General features: G+C 57.8%; 18 protein-coding genes. All 18 read left to right on the top strand.

From position 1 onward, the window contains the following. Window positions 1-12: 12 nt before the first annotated feature. Window positions 13-675, top strand: a complete 663-nt coding sequence (locus JNO48_12215) for a hypothetical protein (protein QTE67938.1) — start codon at window positions 13-15, stop codon at window positions 673-675. Then, complete coding sequence (locus JNO48_12210; protein ID QTE67937.1) at window positions 672-1,169, top strand: hypothetical protein; 498 nt, start codon at window positions 672-674, stop codon at window positions 1,167-1,169. Before JNO48_12215 ends, JNO48_12210 begins: the two co-directional genes overlap by 4 nt. A 7-nt stretch (window positions 1,170-1,176) precedes the next feature. Then, window positions 1,177-1,791 carry an L-2-amino-thiazoline-4-carboxylic acid hydrolase gene (locus JNO48_12205; GenBank protein ID QTE67936.1) on the top strand — a complete coding sequence of 205 codons (615 nt, stop codon included), beginning with the start codon at window positions 1,177-1,179 and terminating at the stop codon, window positions 1,789-1,791. Further along, a complete protein-coding gene (locus JNO48_12200; protein ID QTE67935.1) occupies window positions 1,788-2,279 on the top strand; it encodes a hypothetical protein in 492 nt (163 codons plus the stop codon). Before JNO48_12205 ends, JNO48_12200 begins: the two co-directional genes overlap by 4 nt. A 13-nt stretch (window positions 2,280-2,292) precedes the next feature. Then, complete coding sequence (locus JNO48_12195) at window positions 2,293-2,913, top strand: hypothetical protein (GenBank protein ID QTE67934.1); 621 nt, start codon at window positions 2,293-2,295, stop codon at window positions 2,911-2,913. A 71-nt stretch (window positions 2,914-2,984) separates the two neighbouring features. After that, entirely contained in the window at window positions 2,985-3,620 is a 636-nt protein-coding gene (locus tag JNO48_12190; protein ID QTE67933.1) for an L-2-amino-thiazoline-4-carboxylic acid hydrolase, read from the top strand. Between the two features lie 14 nt (window positions 3,621-3,634). Next, a complete protein-coding gene (locus tag JNO48_12185; protein ID QTE67932.1) occupies window positions 3,635-4,258 on the top strand; it encodes a class I SAM-dependent methyltransferase in 624 nt (207 codons plus the stop codon). 12 nt (window positions 4,259-4,270) lie between these two features. Continuing rightward, complete coding sequence (locus tag JNO48_12180) at window positions 4,271-5,053, top strand: class I SAM-dependent methyltransferase (GenBank protein ID QTE67931.1); 783 nt, start codon at window positions 4,271-4,273, stop codon at window positions 5,051-5,053. 10 nt (window positions 5,054-5,063) lie between these two features. Continuing rightward, a complete protein-coding gene (locus JNO48_12175) occupies window positions 5,064-5,843 on the top strand; it encodes a ZIP family metal transporter (GenBank protein ID QTE67930.1) in 780 nt (259 codons plus the stop codon). Window positions 5,844-5,883: 40 nt separating this feature from the next. Next, window positions 5,884-6,753, top strand: coding sequence for an MBL fold metallo-hydrolase (locus JNO48_12170; protein QTE67929.1), 870 nt, complete (start codon window positions 5,884-5,886; stop codon window positions 6,751-6,753). Beyond that, window positions 6,750-7,589, top strand: a complete 840-nt coding sequence (locus JNO48_12165; protein QTE67928.1) for a class I SAM-dependent methyltransferase — start codon at window positions 6,750-6,752, stop codon at window positions 7,587-7,589. The genes JNO48_12170 and JNO48_12165 overlap by 4 nt, the downstream gene beginning before the upstream one ends. 82 nt (window positions 7,590-7,671) lie before the next feature. Continuing rightward, entirely contained in the window at window positions 7,672-8,310 is a 639-nt protein-coding gene (locus JNO48_12160; GenBank protein QTE67927.1) for an L-2-amino-thiazoline-4-carboxylic acid hydrolase, read from the top strand. A gap of 7 nt (window positions 8,311-8,317) precedes the next feature. Further along, the gene (locus JNO48_12155) at window positions 8,318-8,920 is read left to right on the top strand and encodes a methyltransferase domain-containing protein (protein QTE67926.1); all 603 of its coding nucleotides are present in this window, start codon (window positions 8,318-8,320) and stop codon (window positions 8,918-8,920) included. A 201-nt stretch (window positions 8,921-9,121) separates the two neighbouring features. Beyond that, window positions 9,122-9,670 (top strand): DUF3793 family protein, encoded by a 549-nt coding sequence (locus JNO48_12150; GenBank protein ID QTE67925.1) that lies wholly within the window; start codon window positions 9,122-9,124, stop codon window positions 9,668-9,670. A 64-nt stretch (window positions 9,671-9,734) separates the two neighbouring features. After that, window positions 9,735-10,151, top strand: coding sequence for a flavodoxin (locus JNO48_12145; GenBank protein QTE67924.1), 417 nt, complete (start codon window positions 9,735-9,737; stop codon window positions 10,149-10,151). Between the two features lie 33 nt (window positions 10,152-10,184). Then, the gene (locus tag JNO48_12140; GenBank protein QTE67923.1) at window positions 10,185-13,259 is read left to right on the top strand and encodes a hypothetical protein; all 3,075 of its coding nucleotides are present in this window, start codon (window positions 10,185-10,187) and stop codon (window positions 13,257-13,259) included. A 97-nt stretch (window positions 13,260-13,356) separates the two neighbouring features. Next, window positions 13,357-15,156, top strand: a complete 1,800-nt coding sequence (locus JNO48_12135) for an ABC transporter ATP-binding protein (protein QTE67922.1) — start codon at window positions 13,357-13,359, stop codon at window positions 15,154-15,156. Continuing rightward, window positions 15,157-16,899: an ABC transporter ATP-binding protein gene (locus JNO48_12130; protein ID QTE67921.1), complete on the top strand. Its 1,743-nt coding sequence runs from the start codon at window positions 15,157-15,159 to the stop codon at window positions 16,897-16,899. Window positions 16,900-17,024: the final 125 nt, after the last annotated feature.

The raw sequence follows: 17,024 nt of genomic DNA, 5'->3' as shown, positions 1-17,024 counted from the left end.
GGGGGATACTGGATGAAGAAGCACATGAAGGCCGCGCTGCTCTGCGGCATCCTGGGCTGCCTGTGCTACGGCGGCGGGGACTGGCTGATGATGTATGGGAATCCTGCGTATCACGGTGCCCTGTCCTGGCTGACGGAAGGCGTGGCGGCCATCCCGCAGTGGCGGTTCGATCTGGCCATGGCCCTGGCTTTTCCCGGGATCATCCTGTATGGCATCGCACTGTTTGCGGTGGATGGATATATCAAAGACGGGAAGCAGCGCAAGGTCTATCACTATCTCAACGCCTTCGGACTGACACCCTGGATTGCCCTGCACCTGTTCTACGTCATGATCCTGACGCTGTTTGCCTGGATGAACGGGAATGGCTACGCAACGGAGGCGCTGCCCGTCTGCGAGGGGCTGTTCTCCCGGCTTTCCTGGCTTGTGCCCGTATCCGAAGCGCTGATGCTGCCGGTGTTCCTGTACTGGTTCTGGCTGCAGCTCCGTGGCAAAACGGTTTTCCCCAAGGGAATGGCCTTCACCAACGTGCTGATCATCTTTGCTCTGCTGAAGGGACTGTCGCTTGCAATGCCGGCCAGCGCTTTCCGCCTCGGCTTTACGAACGGTCTTATGAGTGAAAGCATGATCCTCTGGTTTGGCATCATGCTGATTTGGGAAAGAAGGGATGCGGCATGATCACAACGCTTTCCGCTCTGGCGGCCGTTTGCCTGCTCTCCCTGGCGTTCATTCTGATCATCCCTTGTTTCGCGGCCACAAAGATATTCATGCGCTTTCTGCCGCGGGACATCCGGGAGGCGGCGAAAACGCATCCTGATCCGTCTTTGGGCAGGCAAATAATCGGTTATCTGATGACCGCTCTGGCGGCGGCGGGATACGTCGGTTTGCTCTTCTTTCTCGGTGCTGACGGTCTCCGGCGCGGCTACGGCTTCTGGCTGCTGTTCGGGCGGTTCATGCTCTTTCTGTACGGCTACAAGCTGTTCGATATTTTGGTGCAGGATCAATATATCGTGATTACCAGGAAGTATTATGTGAAATTCTACCCGGAGACGAAGGGCTGCAAAAGCTGGGATGACCGAAGCTTTAATACAAAAAACCAGATGATCCGGCTGATCGCGTTCCCGTTTGTGTGCGCGCTGATGGCGTGGGTCACGCTGCTCATCGGGAGGTGAAGCGCTGATGGAGAAAGCCATCCAGAAATACGGCAACGTGTACCGAAAAGCACTGCTATTCCGGCATTGCCGGGAGATCGAGGCAAAGACTGCAGCTTATGAAGCGCGGCTGCGGGCGATGTACGCCTCGGACGGATTCAAAGCGCACAGCGTTTATCCCACTACGAATACAACCCATGTCTATGCCGTGATCGCCATGTGTCTGGAGCTGAAAGCGCTCGGCCTCACCGACACGGAGATTATCGAGACGATCAACCATGGATTTGTGCGCCGGCGAAACTTCTTCAGGCGGATCATCCGCGCCATTGATCTGCTGCCGAACAGCTTCAGTATCGCGAAAAAATGGAATATATCCGATCATGACAGGCGGGTCAGAGATGGCAGCATCACCTATGACCGATTTGATGTCGGCGAAGACAGAATCGAATACCGCATCTCCAGATGCGTGTACGTCGAAATGTTCGAGACCTACGGCATCCGCAGTCTGTGCAAGATCTTCTGCATGACGGACACAACCTCGTATGAAAACCTGCGCCGGCACGTGACCTTCATCCGGCATTCGGACCTGTCGGATGGGGACGCCTGCCACGATGAAATCATTCGGAGGAGGAAATCGCAATGAACTGGCCGAGAATCATTCTGGACGGGCTGTCCATGTCCCTGCTGTTCAACGCGGTGGCCGGGCTTGGCTTCCTGCTGGTACCGCAGGCATACAGCACCATGTTCCCGAAGGAAATCAGACGGGCAGCGGCTCCTTTTGTGGAAAAGAAGGATGTGCGCACCATGAAGCTGATCCTGTATCCGCTGTATCTGGTGTTGTTTGTCTATTGGGCCATCAGCGCGCATTTTGCGGAGATGACCGGCTTCTGGAACCTGTTCTGGGCAGGCTATGTGGAAATGACCATGGTGAGCCTTTCTGACTTCATCATCCTGGACTGCTGGCTGCCGCCGAAGGCCAAACCTTTCATCAAGGGCGCAGAGCACTGCAAGGCATGGGAACATTGGGAGTGGCTGAAGACACTGGCCATCCCGGAGCACGGACTGTTGTGGACGCTGATCGTCTGTCCCATCGCCGGGCTAGCGGTGGCGGGACTGAATATGCTTTTCTGACGGAGGATGTAAAATGAGCGTTCTGAAAATCACGTTTCTGCTCGCAATCGCCGGGCATCTGCTTTGCGGTGTGTGCGACTGCTTGCTGACCTATATGCCGGGCGGACGGTTTCACTTCGAGGACATGAAGGATAACGGCAGGCTTTCCGCCGTGTTCAAGGGCATGCCGCTTCGGAACTCCCTTCTGTCCATGCTGCTGGGCTGCCTGGCCATGTTCCTCTTTGCCTTTGGCTATCTGGCGCTGGCGCATTGGATGCGCGCCTTCTCGGAGCCCTGCACGGTGCTGATGCTGATCAGCACGGTCATGGTGCTGACCTTCGGCGTGGCGCACCATGTGTTCTGCGGCATGCCTGAATGGCTGTATGTGAAGATGGGCCGGACGGAGGAAGCCCGGCAGCTGATCACGGAGTTTTTCAAAAAGACGTCTGTCACCCTGATCGTCTGCTATCTCGGGTTCCTGATCTTCGGTGTGTCTCTGTTTGTGCCGGTGGTCAGCGGATGGACGCCGCTGCCCCGCTGGGCGTGCGTGTTTAATATCCTGCCGCTGATGCTGGTGTTGATGCCGACACGGGTAGGCGGATCGGGCAACTGGGCCGGGGCGGTCATGTTCCTGGGACTCATGTTTCTTCTCTGATGTTCAACCATTTGGAGGATACGGGCGATGCACAGATATTACGCGGAAAACAAAAAAGAGGCGAATGCAATATGAAAAAGTATGAACCGGAAGCCCTGGTGGCCAGCAGTCGGTACCGAGTCTATTTCCCAACGCTGCCGGTGGAAATCCAGCGGGATGTATACAGCCGCATGCGTGTGCTGCTGGAAGAGGAAAAGCGCTGGTGCGACAAAGGCAACTATAAGCATATCGCCCAGATCCTCACGTCCATCGCGCTGTATGAGGTGCTGCAGCAGCACGGAAAGGCTGAGGAGGAAGCCTTCCGGATCGTCTCCACCGAGATGTGGAAGCAGCTGACGCCGGATACCTACCGGAAACTGGCACGGCACAGTTGGTTTTTGCCGGTGATGAAAAAAATCCTGCCCTTCGGTTTCCGGCATGGCAGCGGCGCCGGCTGGCGCTATGAATGGCACCTGGATACCGATCCCCAAGACCGCTTTCATTTTGAGTGCAGGGAGTGCCTTTACCGGCACATCTTCGAGGAGCGCGGCCTGATGAAGCTGGGGGCCATGTTCTGCCATTCCGACGTGATCAACTTCGGGAACCTGCCCTACACGGATTTCAAGCGGACGAAGACCCTCTGTCAGGGCGGAGACTGCTGCGACTTTGACTTTGTCCGCCACGAAACCGATGCCGGGGACGGCTGGGAAAGAACAAAAAGTATTTGAGAGGAGCTGCAAAAATGGGACTGTTCAAGAAGTTTGTCAGCCAGACAAGGAAGCCGGAAGGTTTTCTTGGAAAAGTGATGCTGAGCGGCATGAACTCCGGTCATGCCGCCATGGCCGACTGGGGCTTTTCCCACCTGCCGCCCATCACGCCTGAGAAGGCTGTAGACCTGGGCTGCGGCGGCGGACGCAATGCCGGGGAGCTGCTGAAGAAGTATCCAAAGGCGCATGTGACAGCCATCGACTATTCCGAACTGTCCGTGGAAAAGGCGAAGGCCTTCAACCATGCGGCGATTGCTGCGGGTCGCTGCGAGGTGCGGCAGGGCGACGTGTCCGAACTTCATCTTCCGGACAGTTCCTTCGATCTGGCGACCGCCTTTGAGACGGTTTACTTCTGGCCGGGGCTGGAGAGGTGTTTCGCCCAGGTTGCCCGGATCCTGAAGTCGGGCGGTGTCTTCATGATCTGCAACGAATCGGACGGCACGGATGCCACGGGAAAGAAATACGAGGGCATCATCGACGGCATGACCTGCTACACGGCGGAGCAGCTTGAAGCAGCGCTGAAAGCGGCTGGCTTTTCCGAAGTGACCTGTGATCATCATCCGTCGAAGCCGTGGATCACTGTCATTGCGAAAAAGTAAGGAGGAACCGGCATGAAGCCTGATTACAAAAACTGGATGCCCAAGGGCATGGTGTATTCCTTTCTGTTTGCTTTCCTTGGCTGCGGCATTGCCGCCACGGTCTTTGGTCTGCTGCTACCGGGCGGCACACTGAGAACGGTGCTGACTGTCGCGTTTGCGGTGATCGCGTTCGTCTTCTGCGGCCTAACCGTCTGGGCCGCCCAAATGTACCGCGCCTTTGATTACAACGGAAAACGCCAGATGGCCCGGCAGATCATCGAGGGCACGGCAGCCTGTGTGAAGCTGCCGGAGGGCGGCAAGGTGCTGGACGTGGGCTGCGGCAGCGGTGCTCTGGGTATCGCTGTGGGCAAGCGGAATCCCAAAGCCGAGATCATCGGCATCGACCGCTGGGGCAAGGAGTACGCTTCTTTCAGCAAAGCACTGTGCGAAAGCAACGCCAAAGCCGAGGGCGTCAGCCGGATCACCTTTCAGCAAGGTGACGCTACCCATCTGGATTTCCCGGACGAGACCTTTGACGCCGTGGTGAGCAATTATGTGTATCACAACATCCCGGGCGATCGGCAGCAATACCTTCTGGAAACCCTGCGCACTCTGAAAAAGGGCGGCACTTTCGCCCTGCACGACATCTTCTCCAAATCCAGGTACGGTGATATGCAGGCCTTTGTGAAGAAACTCCGTGACACGGGTTACAGCCAGGTGGAGCTGATCGACACGACGGACGGCAGGTTCATGAAGAAGTCCGAAGCCGCATGGATGGCGCTCAGCGGCTCCGCGCTGCTGACCGGCAGAAAGTGAAGGACAACTGATGAATATCCAAATTCTTGAGGGCGTTCTGATTCCCTTTCTGGGCACCAGCCTGGGAGCGGCAATGGTTTTCTTTCTGAAGAAACAGATCTCATCCGGCGTGCAGAAGGCGCTGACAGGCTTCGCGGCGGGCGTGATGGTGGCTGCATCCTTCTGGAGCCTTCTGCAGCCCGCGCTGGAGAGCAGCGCGAGCATGGGCGCGTTCGCTTTCCTGCCTGCCTCCCTCGGCTTCCTGATCGGCGTGGGTTTCCTGCTTCTGCTGGACATGATCACGCCGCACATGCATATGGACAGGCAGAATGAAGGCCCTCGCAGCGGCTTCAAACGCACCACAAAGCTGATTCTGGCCGTGACCCTTCACAATATTCCTGAGGGCATGGCGGTGGGCGTGGTGTATGCCGGCTTTCTCGCCGGTGACACCGGCATCGCCGCCGCTGGCGCGCTGGCGCTGGCGCTGGGGATCGCCATTCAGAATTTCCCGGAGGGAGCCATCGTTTCCATGCCGCTGCTGGCGGAGGGCATGCCGAAAGCAAAGACCTTCTGGATGGGCGTGCTATCCGGAGCGGTGGAGCCTGTGGCCGCGATCATCACCATCCTGGCTGCCGGGCTGGTGACGCCGGTCATGCCCTATTTTCTTGCCTTCGCCGCCGGGGCTATGATGTATGTGGTGGTGGAGGAGCTGATCCCGGAAATGTCGGAGGGACCGCATTCAAATATTGGTACGATCGCTTTCTCACTGGGCTTTGTGACTATGATGATTCTGGATGTCACGTTGGGATAAAATAACAGGAGGAAGCTGAAGCAAATAAAGGAGGATCGCCATGGCCAGGAAAGATTCGGAGCACCAGAAAAAATCCATGAGCGCGTTATTCCGGGGCAAAGCCATTTTCAAGCCTCTGAATACCGGCTGGATCAATGAAAACGTGGCTTGCGTGCGGGAGTGGATCGCCAACATCTTCTTCTATACGAAGAACGGTGTGACCATCATGATCGACGCGGGCTACAACTATGAGCGGCTGCGGGAGAAGATGAACTGGCTGGACATCGACCCGGCGTCGATTCAGCACATCTTCATTACGCATCAGGATACGGACCACGTCGGCGCTCTGGAAACCGACAGTGAGCAGCTGTTCCGGGACGCCACAGTGTATATCGGCGAGATCGAGAACCGCTATTTGACAGGTGAAACCCGGCGCAAAGTGTTCCATGGCTTCTATAAACTGCCGATGGTGAAAACAGACAACAAGCGGGTGCTGCTGAAGGACGGCCAGGTGCTGCGCATCGGCGATATCAAAATTGAGTGCATTCTTGTGCCCGGCCATACCTGGGGACACATGGTGTACCTGATCGACGATCAATACCTGTTCACCGGCGACACCATCTGGTTCGGCGCGGACGGCGGGTACAGCTTCATCAGCACCCTGGCGGAGGACAATAAGCTGGCTGTGCAGAGCCTGGGAAAGCTGGAAAGGAACATTCGGGCGAAAAAGCGCCCCATCTCTGTCATTACCGGGCACACCGGCTGGACGGACGACCTGGATTTCGTCTTCCGCCACAGGGATGAGATCTGCAAGCCCTTCATCAAGAAATACACCGACCCGGAAGCGCCATACGACGGCTATATCGAGGATGACGATACCGAAGAAAAAGCCCGGACGATCCGTCTGGTAAAAAAGAGGGAATGCCGATGAAATACCATATTGAGAAAAATACCGTACAGGAGACCCTGGTGATCCCTCTCTTTGGCCGGCTGGTCTGCTCCGAGCGTTTTCCGCAGTTGTTTTCCGATCCGGAGGCAAAACGCATCTGCGATTCCCTGGATTATGACTTCGCGGAGAAACGCAAAAAGATGGAATCCGCGTTCGGCCTGTTCGGAGCGCTTGAGGTGGCGCAGCGCCAATATGACCTCCGGTGTGAAGTGGAGGCATATCTTCAGGACCACCCCAAAACTGCCGTGGTCAACCTGGGCTGCGGGCTGGACGACACCTTCCGGAAATGCGACAACGGGCGCTGCCATGGCTATAACATCGACCTGCCGGACGTCATCGCCGTGCGGAACGAACTGCTGCCCTCCGGGAAGCGGGAGCGGAACATCGCCTGCGACCTCAATGATCCGCGCTGGATGGACGCCGTGGACGCTTCCGGCGGTGCTGTATTCTTCGCGGCAGGCGTATTCTATTATTTCAGGACGGAGGACGTCAAAACCCTGTTCTCCCGCATGGCAGAACGCTTCCCCGGCTCCGTCCTTGCCTTTGATTCCTGCAACCGGCGCGGCGCGAAGATGATGCGTTCCACCTGGCTGAAGGAAGCGGGGATTACAGACGTGAGCGCGTTCTTCTCGCTGGAGGACGAACGGGAGTTGGAAGGCTGGAGCAGCCAGTTCGCTTCCGTCACCGCGAAAAGCTATATGCGGGGCTACCGGGACATTTACGAACATGTCCGCCCGCTGCACAAACTGATGATCCGGTTCTGCGACGGTCTTGTCAGGATGAGGATCGTAAAGATCACCTTCCGGGAAGAAGCGTGAAAGCGGAAGTCCTGCTTTTCAGCCCTGTGAGGGATAGCCTGCGGGATGATGCAAACCCGCCTGATCAAGGAGAATGTCTGATATGAAATACGCCGGTATGCCTATGGGCATGTGGATCCTGTTCCGGAGATCCTTCCGGAATCATCTTGTATCCGTGCTTGGCTTCACCGAAACAGAAGCTGCGCGGGTAACAACAGCTGCGAAACCTAAGTACAGGGAGATCATCGCAAAGCTCCCGGAGTTCGAGAAGGCAGACCGTTTCAAGATGAACATCGTCAACTGCGCCATGCTCTCAGCTTTTGTGCTCTCAATGAAGGAACGACCGTCTTTAGAGAAACTGACGGAGTACTACGCAAAGGCAATGATGACCGGCCCCATGCGGTTCTTCTGCCGAGTGATGGGCAAAAAGAAATTCAACAAACAGGATATTCAGGGCATGAAGGCCACGGCAGCGCTGAAAGCGGCAGACAGGAATCCCTATTCCTGGAACATGGAATTCCTGCCCTATGCGGACGGCAGCGGCTATGAAGCCCGTTTCACCAGATGCGGCATCTGCACGCTGATGAAGGAGCTGGGCTTGTATGATCTTGTCCCCGCCATGTGCCACCTGGACTATACCATGGCCGAAGCGGGCGGGGCCTGTGATTTTATCCGCGAATACACACTGGCCTCCGGCGGGCCATACTGCGATTGCGGATACCGGAAAAAGACAAAGGGGTGAGTTCTCTGTGTTCTGGAATCAAGTGGCCGGTGTCTATGATATATTCGTCAATGTTATCAACGGGAAGACGCACAAGGCGCTGCGGCAGATTGTGAGTTCGCTGATTCAGCCCGGGGATACAGTGCTTGAATGTGCCTGCGGCACGGGGCTGCTCAGCGCGGTGATCGCCCCCAGATGCAAGGAATTGACCGCTACGGATTTTGCGCCGAATATGCTGAAGCGGACCGAGAAGAACTGCTCTGCATTCACGAATGTGACCTTCCGACAGGCGGACATCCTGTCACTGGATTTTCCGGACAGCACCTTCGACAAGGTGGTCGCCGGGAACGTGATCCACCTGCTGGATGAGCCGCTGAAGGCCCTGAATGAACTAAATCGCGTGTGTAAGCCCGGCGGGATGATGATCATTCCGACGTACATGAACAAGAATCAGAAAGGCAATACCAGCGGCTTTGCCTCGGTGATCGGGAAAGCCGGCGCAGATTTCAAGCGCCAGTTCACTGTGGAAAGCTACCGGCAGTTCTTCCTGGGCGCCGGATATCAGGATATTCAGGTTACGCTGGCCGAGGGCCGTATCCCCTGCGCGGTGGCCGTGATGACGAAGAAATGACGAAGCATCACATTATTGTATATAGAAGGCAATCAAACAGTCTTGACAGCATACAGATCCTATGATAAGATATCAATGTTAGTTGTAACTAACATCAGCCGCGACGTAAGAGGCGATCGCAGGAATGCCAGCGCGGCTTTTCTTAAGAATAGAGGTTAGTCATATCTAACACCGCAACTGGCCCTATCGAAGGAGGCTGAAATGTCCAACGAAACCCTGATTCGCTGCTGTGCTCCGACCATGGCCTGCCTGAAAACCGGGAATATGTTCAACTGCGCGTTTGACAGCCGAAAACAAATGACCGAAGAGCTGCGGCAGCTGAACCAGCGGCTGAGCCATAAAGGCCTTCGCATTCTGCCCCTGAGATGGCGCGACGGGAAAGCGCTGCTGTATCTGTACCGGCCGAAACTGCTGGAGCGCGATTTGCGCGACCCCCTGTCCCGAAAGCTTCTGTCAGAATGCGGATACACGGGTGAGGACGCCAATGTTTGTCTTGCCCGGCTGATTTCGCGTTTGCGCACTGAAGAGGATTTCCCCCATGAAGTGGGATTGTTCCTGGGCTATCCCCCGGCTGATGTGGATGGATTCATGCACCGGAAGGATGAATGCAAGCTCAGCGGGCTGTGGAAGGTGTATGACGACATAGAAAGCGCGATCCGGCAGTTTGCCCGCTGCAGGCGCTGTACGGAGGTATATCTTGACTGCCTGTCCCGCGGGTTTTCTCTGGAGAAACTGGCGGTCGCAAGATAGGATTGCTATTCATAACCCTTTGAGGGATTGGAATAGACCAGAAAAAAGAAAGGAAGGATTTCTCATGAGCAAAGTAGCGGTGATCTACTGGAGCGGAACCGGCAACACCGAGGCCATGGCAAAAGCCGTGGCGGAAGGCGCGAAGGCGGCTGGGGCGGAGGCCGATCTGCTGACCTGCGCGGATGTGAACAGCGTGGATGGCTATGACGCTGTGGCGCTGGGCTGCCCGGCCATGGGCGCGGAAGAACTGGAGGACGGCGAATTCCTCCCGATGCTGGAGAGCATTGAAGCGGCGCTGCCCGGTAAAAAGACGGCCTTGTTCGGCTCCTATGGCTGGGGCGACGGCGAATGGATGCGCTCCTGGGAGGCGCGCTGCGCGGAAAAGGGCATCACCCTGACCGCTGACAGCGTAACGGTGAACGAAGCTCCGGACGAGGACGGCCTGGCTGCCTGCAGGGCGCTTGGCGCGGCACTCGCTTGACAGGACCCGGAACAATATGAAGGAGGTTTCGCTATGAAAAAATCTCGCTTGATGACCGCATTCGTGATCGCGCTTTGTCTTGCGCTGTCCGTATGCTGCGCGCTCGCTGATCAGACCCTGGAGGGTGACGCCAATGTGGATCAGCGCAATTACCCCTCCACCGCGCCTTTCATTCATCCCCCGTTTTACAACGTCAGGCTGACGGTTGAAGTGGATGACAGCGGCGTCATTACCGTCGTAAAGGACAACGGCACCGGCGGCCCCGGTTCCGTCCAGGAAGGCAATGAGGAATTCTGGGCCAGCAAGAATAAGCCTTACTTTGACGCCGCGGTGAACGCCGGACTGCTGGACAAATTCGTCGGCAAGACCCAGGACGAAGTGGCCGCCATGGACATGACCTCCGGTGGCACTGATGCCATCTCTGGCGCAACCATGGTCAGCGCGGCCGCCCAAGAAGCTGTACTCAACGCCTTTGACGGCAAAGCCGGTAAGACCTTCCTGGAAGTGGAAGGCTCCGTATTGCCGGTGGAAGCTGTTGACGGCGGCGTGGTGACCCTGGTCAGTAAGCTGCCGGAAGATTTCGATCTCCAGGTGCTGGACATCCGCTGGGGCGTGCGCAACGAGGAGATTGTCCCCGCCGACAGCTATACCGTGGAGATCGCGGACAGCAAGGTGATCATCACCTTCCGGGATGCCGCGGGCCTGAAGCCCGGATACTACTATGTGAACGTGGCGGACGCCAGCGGCAAGTACCGCTCCCCGTCCTTTGAGGGCGGCCCCGCCGCGGCGCAAGCGCCTTACTTCATCATTGACAGCGGCCTGACCGCCGAAGACATCGCCTTTGACGGAAAGAGTATCGTGCTGGCTTCTGGCTCCATGACCGATTACCTGGCCAATATCCAGCATGTTCAGATCCTGGCTGAAAGCGCTGAAAAGCCTGTTGAGCAGGAAATTGTGGGGCATCACGGTACGGTTGGCACCTTCATCGCGCTGGATGAAAACGGCGTGCTGAACGCGGACGGAGTGGTCAAGGCCCGCAACGGCAGCGAGAGCCCCCTGTTTGAAGCAGGAAAACAGTATACGGTGACCGTGGCTGCTTTCGGCTACCCCGAGCTGGTCTTCTCCTATACTAAAGCTGACGTCACTGCGGAAGCCGCTGCCTTCGGCGGCGTGTTCCCCGCCATCGCCGGGGAGAACGGCACTGCCTATGTCAGCCTGTTCGATGTCATTATCAGCGATCGGTGGACTCCTGTGTGGCAGGACTACATCGCGGCGGTCATCGGCGAGGATGCCGCGCCGGAGATGACCGGCAGGCTCCAGAGCTCCATCACCTCGGAGCTGTACGGCGAAGCGGCCGTCAAAGCCTTCGCGGACGGCGGGTACGCCTTCGACTGCGATTTCATCAACGGCGCGGAGCGCATCACCTTCAGCGGCAATACCGCCACGATCCTGAAAACGGACGGCACCAGCGAAACCCACACCTATGAATACCTTGGGCAGGTCAACGTGGGCGAAACCGAAACCATGATGTATCAGGGGACGGAAATCTCCATGGCTTTCCCGGTGGATGCCTACAAGAGCACGGATGAAGCAGGCGAGTTCAACTACTTTCTCCTGCGGGAAGACACCATGGCAGAAACTTATCATATTGAGTTTCGCTATGGCAAGGATCTGGAAGAACTGAAGGGCTATCTGGTGGGCCCCTATGCCTACTGGCTGGCCGCGGGCATCGACGCGGACGCGGACGAAGAGACGATCCGCAAGGTCATTGCCCTGTTCTGCCTGGAAAACATGGATTACTCCGCGCATATGCCGGAAGCGCTTGCGCAGCTGGACGGCCTTGGCTTTGTAGGTGCGTGGAAGGCCGACCTGTCTGCCTTCGGCGAGGAATACGCAGGCGTCGATCTTTCCATGACCATCGATGAAAACGGCCATGGCGTCACGATGATGAACGGGACGCAGACCGCTGACTTTGAAGCCTATGCTGTGGACAACGGAGAGAAAGGCGACGGCCAGGGCCTCTATGTGGCATGGAGCAACCTGGAATTCGAGGCCGAGGCCGCCCCTTACGCGTTCTCTGTGAACGACAACGGCCAGACCGTCCTGACGCTGACAGCTGACGACGGCGCCATCAGCTGGGTCAAACAGGGAACGGCAGCCGAAGTAATCGAGATTGCCACCGCCGAGGAACTGGCCACTGTCAGTCAGAATCTTTCCGGCCATTATGTGCTGACCGCAGACATTGATCTGAACGGCGCTGAATGGTCGCCACTGGGCATTTTCGTACCCGGTTCTGATGAAAACGGCCAGCCCACTGAACTTCCGGACACGGAATACGCCTTTACAGGATCCTTTGACGGAAACGGCCACACCATCAGCAACTTTACCATCTCTCAGGGGGAAGCCTATACGGCCGGTCTGTTCGGCTGCCTGGCCAACGCCTCCCTCTCCAACCTGACAGTAAAGGACGTTCGCGCGGAAGGCTTCCTGATGGTCTCCGATGTGGTGGGATATGCCTTCATGTCCACCGTTTCGGATGTGAAGCTGGAGAACGGCACTGTCCACGTGATTCCCAATGAGATGAGTGAGGAAGGCATGTTCGGCGGCATCGTTGGAGCGTCCATGGGCAGTGTGATTACGAATTGCGAGGCTCGCGCGGATATCGTCATCGAGGAAGGAAAAACTGCCAACGTGGGCATTGTCGGCGGCGGCTGGCAGAACACCAGCGTCGCGAACTGCATCGGGCACGGCAGTATTCAGGTCGGCAGCAACTGTTATGGCATCGGCGGCGTCTCCGGCTGCGGGTTCGGTTCGGAATACTTTATGGGCTGCGTGGCTGAAGACGTAACCATCACTGTCGGTGACGGCTGCTCCTATATTGGCGGGATCACCGGATACTGCGGCGGCTATGAGCCGGCGGAGCTGGGCGTCCCTGTCACACAGGTGACGGGTTGCCGGACGAAGAATGTGACGATCACGACGGGAGAAGACGCGGAATACGTCGGAGATTTCGTCGGTGGCGGCTTTCTCTCCGATGAAATGATCGTCTACGGCCCTCCGTTCGATCAGCCGACAAGCTATGAAGTGACAGACTGCCAGGCTGAATAAGCGTCATTCTTTCACGCGGCGGGTGCTGCCGTTTCAGCATCCGCCGTCTGTTTTGTCCGCAACAATGAGGATACTGACGGGAAAGCGGGGAATTCCATTGAAAGAGAAAAAACAGAAAACACTGTCCCGACTGCTGGGCTATGCCGGCAGGCACAAGGGGCTCACCTTCCTGGGGCTGGGCCTGTCGGCCGTGGCCATGGTGCTGGGGATGCTTCCTTACATCTGCATCTGGCTGGTGGCCCGGGATCTGATCGCCGTAGCCCCCAACTGGACGCAGGCAGCGGGGATCGCCCGGTACGGCTGGATGGCCTTCGCCTTTGCGCTGGCGGGCATTGTAGTCTATTTCTGCGCCCTGATGTGCACCCACCTGGCGGCCTTCCGTACGGCGTCCAACATTCGAAAGCAGGGTATGGCGCACCTGATGAAAGCGCCGCTGGGCTTCTTTGACAGCAACGCTTCAGGCCTTTTGCGCAACCGTCTGGACGGTGCGGCGGCCGAAACGGAAACCCTGCTGGCCCATAACTTGGCCGACATCGTGGGCACCGTCGCCATGTTCATCGCGACGCTGGTGCTGATGTTCTGGTTCGACTGGCGGATGGGCGCGGCCTGCCTGCTGGCGGCGGTGGTATCCATCGGGGCGCTGTTCACCATGATGGGCGGCAAAAACGCCGGCCTGATGGCGGAATACCAGGCCGCCCAGGACACGATGAGCAAGGCGGGTACCGAATATGTGCGGGGCATCCCGGTGGTGAAGGTGTTCCAGCAGACGGTGTATTCCTTCAGGGCCTTCAAGCAGGCCATCGAGGATTACAGCGCCAAGGCAGAGCATTATCAGGCCGACGTGTGCAAGGTACCCCAGGCTGTCAATCTGACCGCCACGGAAGGTGCTTTCGTGTTCCTGGTTCCTGTGGCCCTGCTGTTGGCTCCCGCCGCCTTCAGTGCCGGAACCTTCGCGAGTTTTGTGACCAACTTCGCGTTCTACGCAGTGTTTTCAGCCATCATCTCCACCGCCCTGGCCCGGATCATGTTCGCCGCCAGCGGCATGATGCTGGCCAAGACCGCTCTGGGCCGCATCGACCAGGTGATGAGCGCGCCGACGCTGAAAATCACCGATCACCCGAAAACGCCCAGGGACAACAGCGTGGAATTTGAGGACGTGTCCTTCACTTACGACGGGGCAGAGCTGCCCGCGCTGGATCATGTATCCTTCTCAGTGAAGCCCGGCCAGACAGTGGCGCTGGTGGGCCCCTCCGGCGGCGGCAAGACCACCGCGGCCAGCCTGATCCCCCGGTTCTGGGATGTCACCTCCGGCGCCGTGAAGGTGGGCGGCGTGGACGTGCGGGACACCGATCCCCATGTGCTGATGGACCAGGTGGCCTTCGTGTTCCAGAACAACCGGCTGTTCAAAGCCAGCATCCTGGAAAACGTGCGTGCCTCCCGTCCAAACGCCACACGGCAGGAAGTGAAAAGAGCGCTCTCCGCCGCGCAATGTGATGATATCATCGCCAAGCTTCCGGACGGCATCGACACCGTGATCGGCACGGAGGGCACCTATCTCTCCGGCGGTGAGCAGCAGCGGGTAGCGCTGGCCAGGGCCATCCTGAAAAGCGCGCCGATTGTGGTGCTGGATGAGGCCACTGCTTTTGCCGACCCGGAAAACGAGGCGATGATCCAAAAGGCTTTTGCCGCGCTGACGCAGGGCCGCACAGTGATCATGATCGCTCATCGCCTGTCCACGGTGGTGAACGCGGATCAGATCATCGTGCTGAACGAAGGCCGGGTGGCCGAGCAGGGCACTCACGCCGAGCTGGTGCGTGGGAATGGTTTGTACGCCCGGATGTGGAAGGATTACAACCAGGCCGTACAATGGAAAATCACCGCAGAGGAGGCGAAGTAAATGTTTGGCAAAGCGTTTCAGCGCCGTTACGCCCTCACCGACCAGGGCGTGAAGAATACAAAAAAGGGTGCTTTCTGGACGGTGATCGTCAATCTGGTGGTCATGGGCGGCATGGGCATCCTGTACCTGATGATGGCGAAATACATGGACACGCTGACAAAGGGTTCGCCGCTGCCCAACGCATGGGTTTTCATCTTACTGGTGCTGGCCTTTATCGTTCTTTCTCTGATCACGCACATTCAGCAGTACAAAGCTACCTACGGCCTGGTATACGGCGAGGTGAAGGCCACCCGCCTGAGCTTGGCGGAACGGCTACGCAAGCTTCCCCTGGGATACTTTGGCAAGCGTGACCTGGCTGACCTGACCGAAACCGTCATGGGCGATGTGAACCGGCTGGAACACGTATGGTCCCATTGTCTGGGGTACCTGCACGGCGCGATCATCTCCACGGTGATCATCGCCATTGTGCTGTTCTGCTATGATTGGCGGCTGGCAATCGCCGTGCTGTGGGGTGTTCCGGTGGCCTTCGCGCTGCTGTTCGGCAGCCGGAAGCTGTCCCGGCGCAATTCCGAAAAGCTGAAGAAGGACAGCCTGCAGGTGTCCGATGGTATCCAGGAAACACTGGAGAACATCCGGGAGATCCGGGCCACCAACCAGGAGGCGCGTTTTCTGCAAACGCTGAACGACAAAATCGACCGGCATGAAAAGACCAACATCCATGGCGAACTGGTGACCGGTCTGTTTGTCAATGGAGCCAGCGTGATCATGCGCTTGGGCGTCGCCACCACCATCCTGACCGGCACCGGGCTGATCCTCTCCGGCCAGATCGACTTTCTGCTTTTGTTCATGTTCCTGTTGGTGATCACGCGGGTGTACTCGCCATTCGACCAGGCCCTGGCACTGATTGCGGAAATGTTCATGAGCCAGGTGTCCGCAAACCGGCTGAACGAAATCTACGACACACCCACGGCGGAAGGCGCGGAACGCTTTGCGCCGAATGGACATGATATCGAATTCAGGGATGTAGGCTTCTCCTATGACGACAAGCAGGTGCTGAAGGGCGTCAGCTTCACGGCGAAGGAAGGCGAAGTTACCGCCCTGGTGGGCCCCTCCGGCGGCGGCAAAAGCACCTGCGCCCGCCTTGCGGCCAGGCTGTGGGACATCGATCAGGGACAGATCACGGTGGGCGGCGTGGATATTTCCACCGTTGATCCGGAAGTGCTGTTGACGGACTATTCGATGGTGTTCCAGGACGTGGTGCTGTTTGACGACACGGTGATGGAGAACATCCGCCTGGGCAAACACGGCGCGACGGATGAAGAGGTACGCGCCGCGGCCAGGGCCGCCAACTGTGATGAGTTCGTGGAAAAGCTGCCCAAAGGGTATCAGACGCCCATCGGGGAAAACGGCGCGAAGCTCTCCGGCGGCGAGCGCCAGCGAATCTCCATCGCCCGGGCGCTGCTCAAGAACGCGCCCATCGTGCTGCTGGACGAGGCCACGGCCTCCTTGGACGTGGAAAACGAAACCAGGGTGCAAGGCGCGCTGTCCCGGCTGCTGCAGGGCAAAACCGTGCTGGTAATTGCTCACCGGATGCGCACGGTAGAGGCCGCAGATAAAATCGTGGTATTGGCTGATGGCCAGGTGGCTGAGGAGGGCAGCCCTGCGGAGCTCATGGCGAAGGACAAGAGCATCTTCCGCCGCATGACGCAATTGCAGGCGGCCAGCGCGGACTGGAGCATCTGAAAAAGGGAGATGACGATATGTCTGTGAGCTCTGTTTTGAGAAAGACAGATATTTTCACGGTCGCGGAAAAGATCGGGCAGTATGTGCGCCAAGGTCAAGACGTTACGACGATATACCCGGTCTGG

It is taken from the genome of Clostridiales bacterium, assembly GCA_017569285.1.
Classification (GTDB): Bacteria; Bacillota; Clostridia; order Christensenellales; family Aristaeellaceae; genus Aristaeella.
This window is presented reverse-complemented; position numbering and strand designations above follow the sequence as displayed.

What these genes read in the sequence shown, in the direction of transcription:
- JNO48_12215 (QTE67938.1), top strand. Translation starts at nt 13, where the DNA reads ATGAAGAAGCACATGAAGGCCGCGCTGCTCTGCGGCATCCTGGGCTGC.
- JNO48_12210 (QTE67937.1), top strand. Translation starts at nt 672, where the DNA reads ATGATCACAACGCTTTCCGCTCTGGCGGCCGTTTGCCTGCTCTCCCTG.
- JNO48_12205 (QTE67936.1), top strand. Translation starts at nt 1,177, where the DNA reads ATGGAGAAAGCCATCCAGAAATACGGCAACGTGTACCGAAAAGCACTG.
- JNO48_12200 (QTE67935.1), top strand. Translation starts at nt 1,788, where the DNA reads ATGAACTGGCCGAGAATCATTCTGGACGGGCTGTCCATGTCCCTGCTG.
- JNO48_12195 (QTE67934.1), top strand. Translation starts at nt 2,293, where the DNA reads ATGAGCGTTCTGAAAATCACGTTTCTGCTCGCAATCGCCGGGCATCTG.
- JNO48_12190 (QTE67933.1), top strand. Translation starts at nt 2,985, where the DNA reads ATGAAAAAGTATGAACCGGAAGCCCTGGTGGCCAGCAGTCGGTACCGA.
- JNO48_12185 (QTE67932.1), top strand. Translation starts at nt 3,635, where the DNA reads ATGGGACTGTTCAAGAAGTTTGTCAGCCAGACAAGGAAGCCGGAAGGT.
- JNO48_12180 (QTE67931.1), top strand. Translation starts at nt 4,271, where the DNA reads ATGAAGCCTGATTACAAAAACTGGATGCCCAAGGGCATGGTGTATTCC.
- JNO48_12175 (QTE67930.1), top strand. Translation starts at nt 5,064, where the DNA reads ATGAATATCCAAATTCTTGAGGGCGTTCTGATTCCCTTTCTGGGCACC.
- JNO48_12170 (QTE67929.1), top strand. Translation starts at nt 5,884, where the DNA reads ATGGCCAGGAAAGATTCGGAGCACCAGAAAAAATCCATGAGCGCGTTA.
- JNO48_12165 (QTE67928.1), top strand. Translation starts at nt 6,750, where the DNA reads ATGAAATACCATATTGAGAAAAATACCGTACAGGAGACCCTGGTGATC.
- JNO48_12160 (QTE67927.1), top strand. Translation starts at nt 7,672, where the DNA reads ATGAAATACGCCGGTATGCCTATGGGCATGTGGATCCTGTTCCGGAGA.
- JNO48_12150 (QTE67925.1), top strand. Translation starts at nt 9,122, where the DNA reads ATGTCCAACGAAACCCTGATTCGCTGCTGTGCTCCGACCATGGCCTGC.
- JNO48_12145 (QTE67924.1), top strand. Translation starts at nt 9,735, where the DNA reads ATGAGCAAAGTAGCGGTGATCTACTGGAGCGGAACCGGCAACACCGAG.
- JNO48_12140 (QTE67923.1), top strand. Translation starts at nt 10,185, where the DNA reads ATGAAAAAATCTCGCTTGATGACCGCATTCGTGATCGCGCTTTGTCTT.
- JNO48_12130 (QTE67921.1), top strand. Translation starts at nt 15,157, where the DNA reads ATGTTTGGCAAAGCGTTTCAGCGCCGTTACGCCCTCACCGACCAGGGC.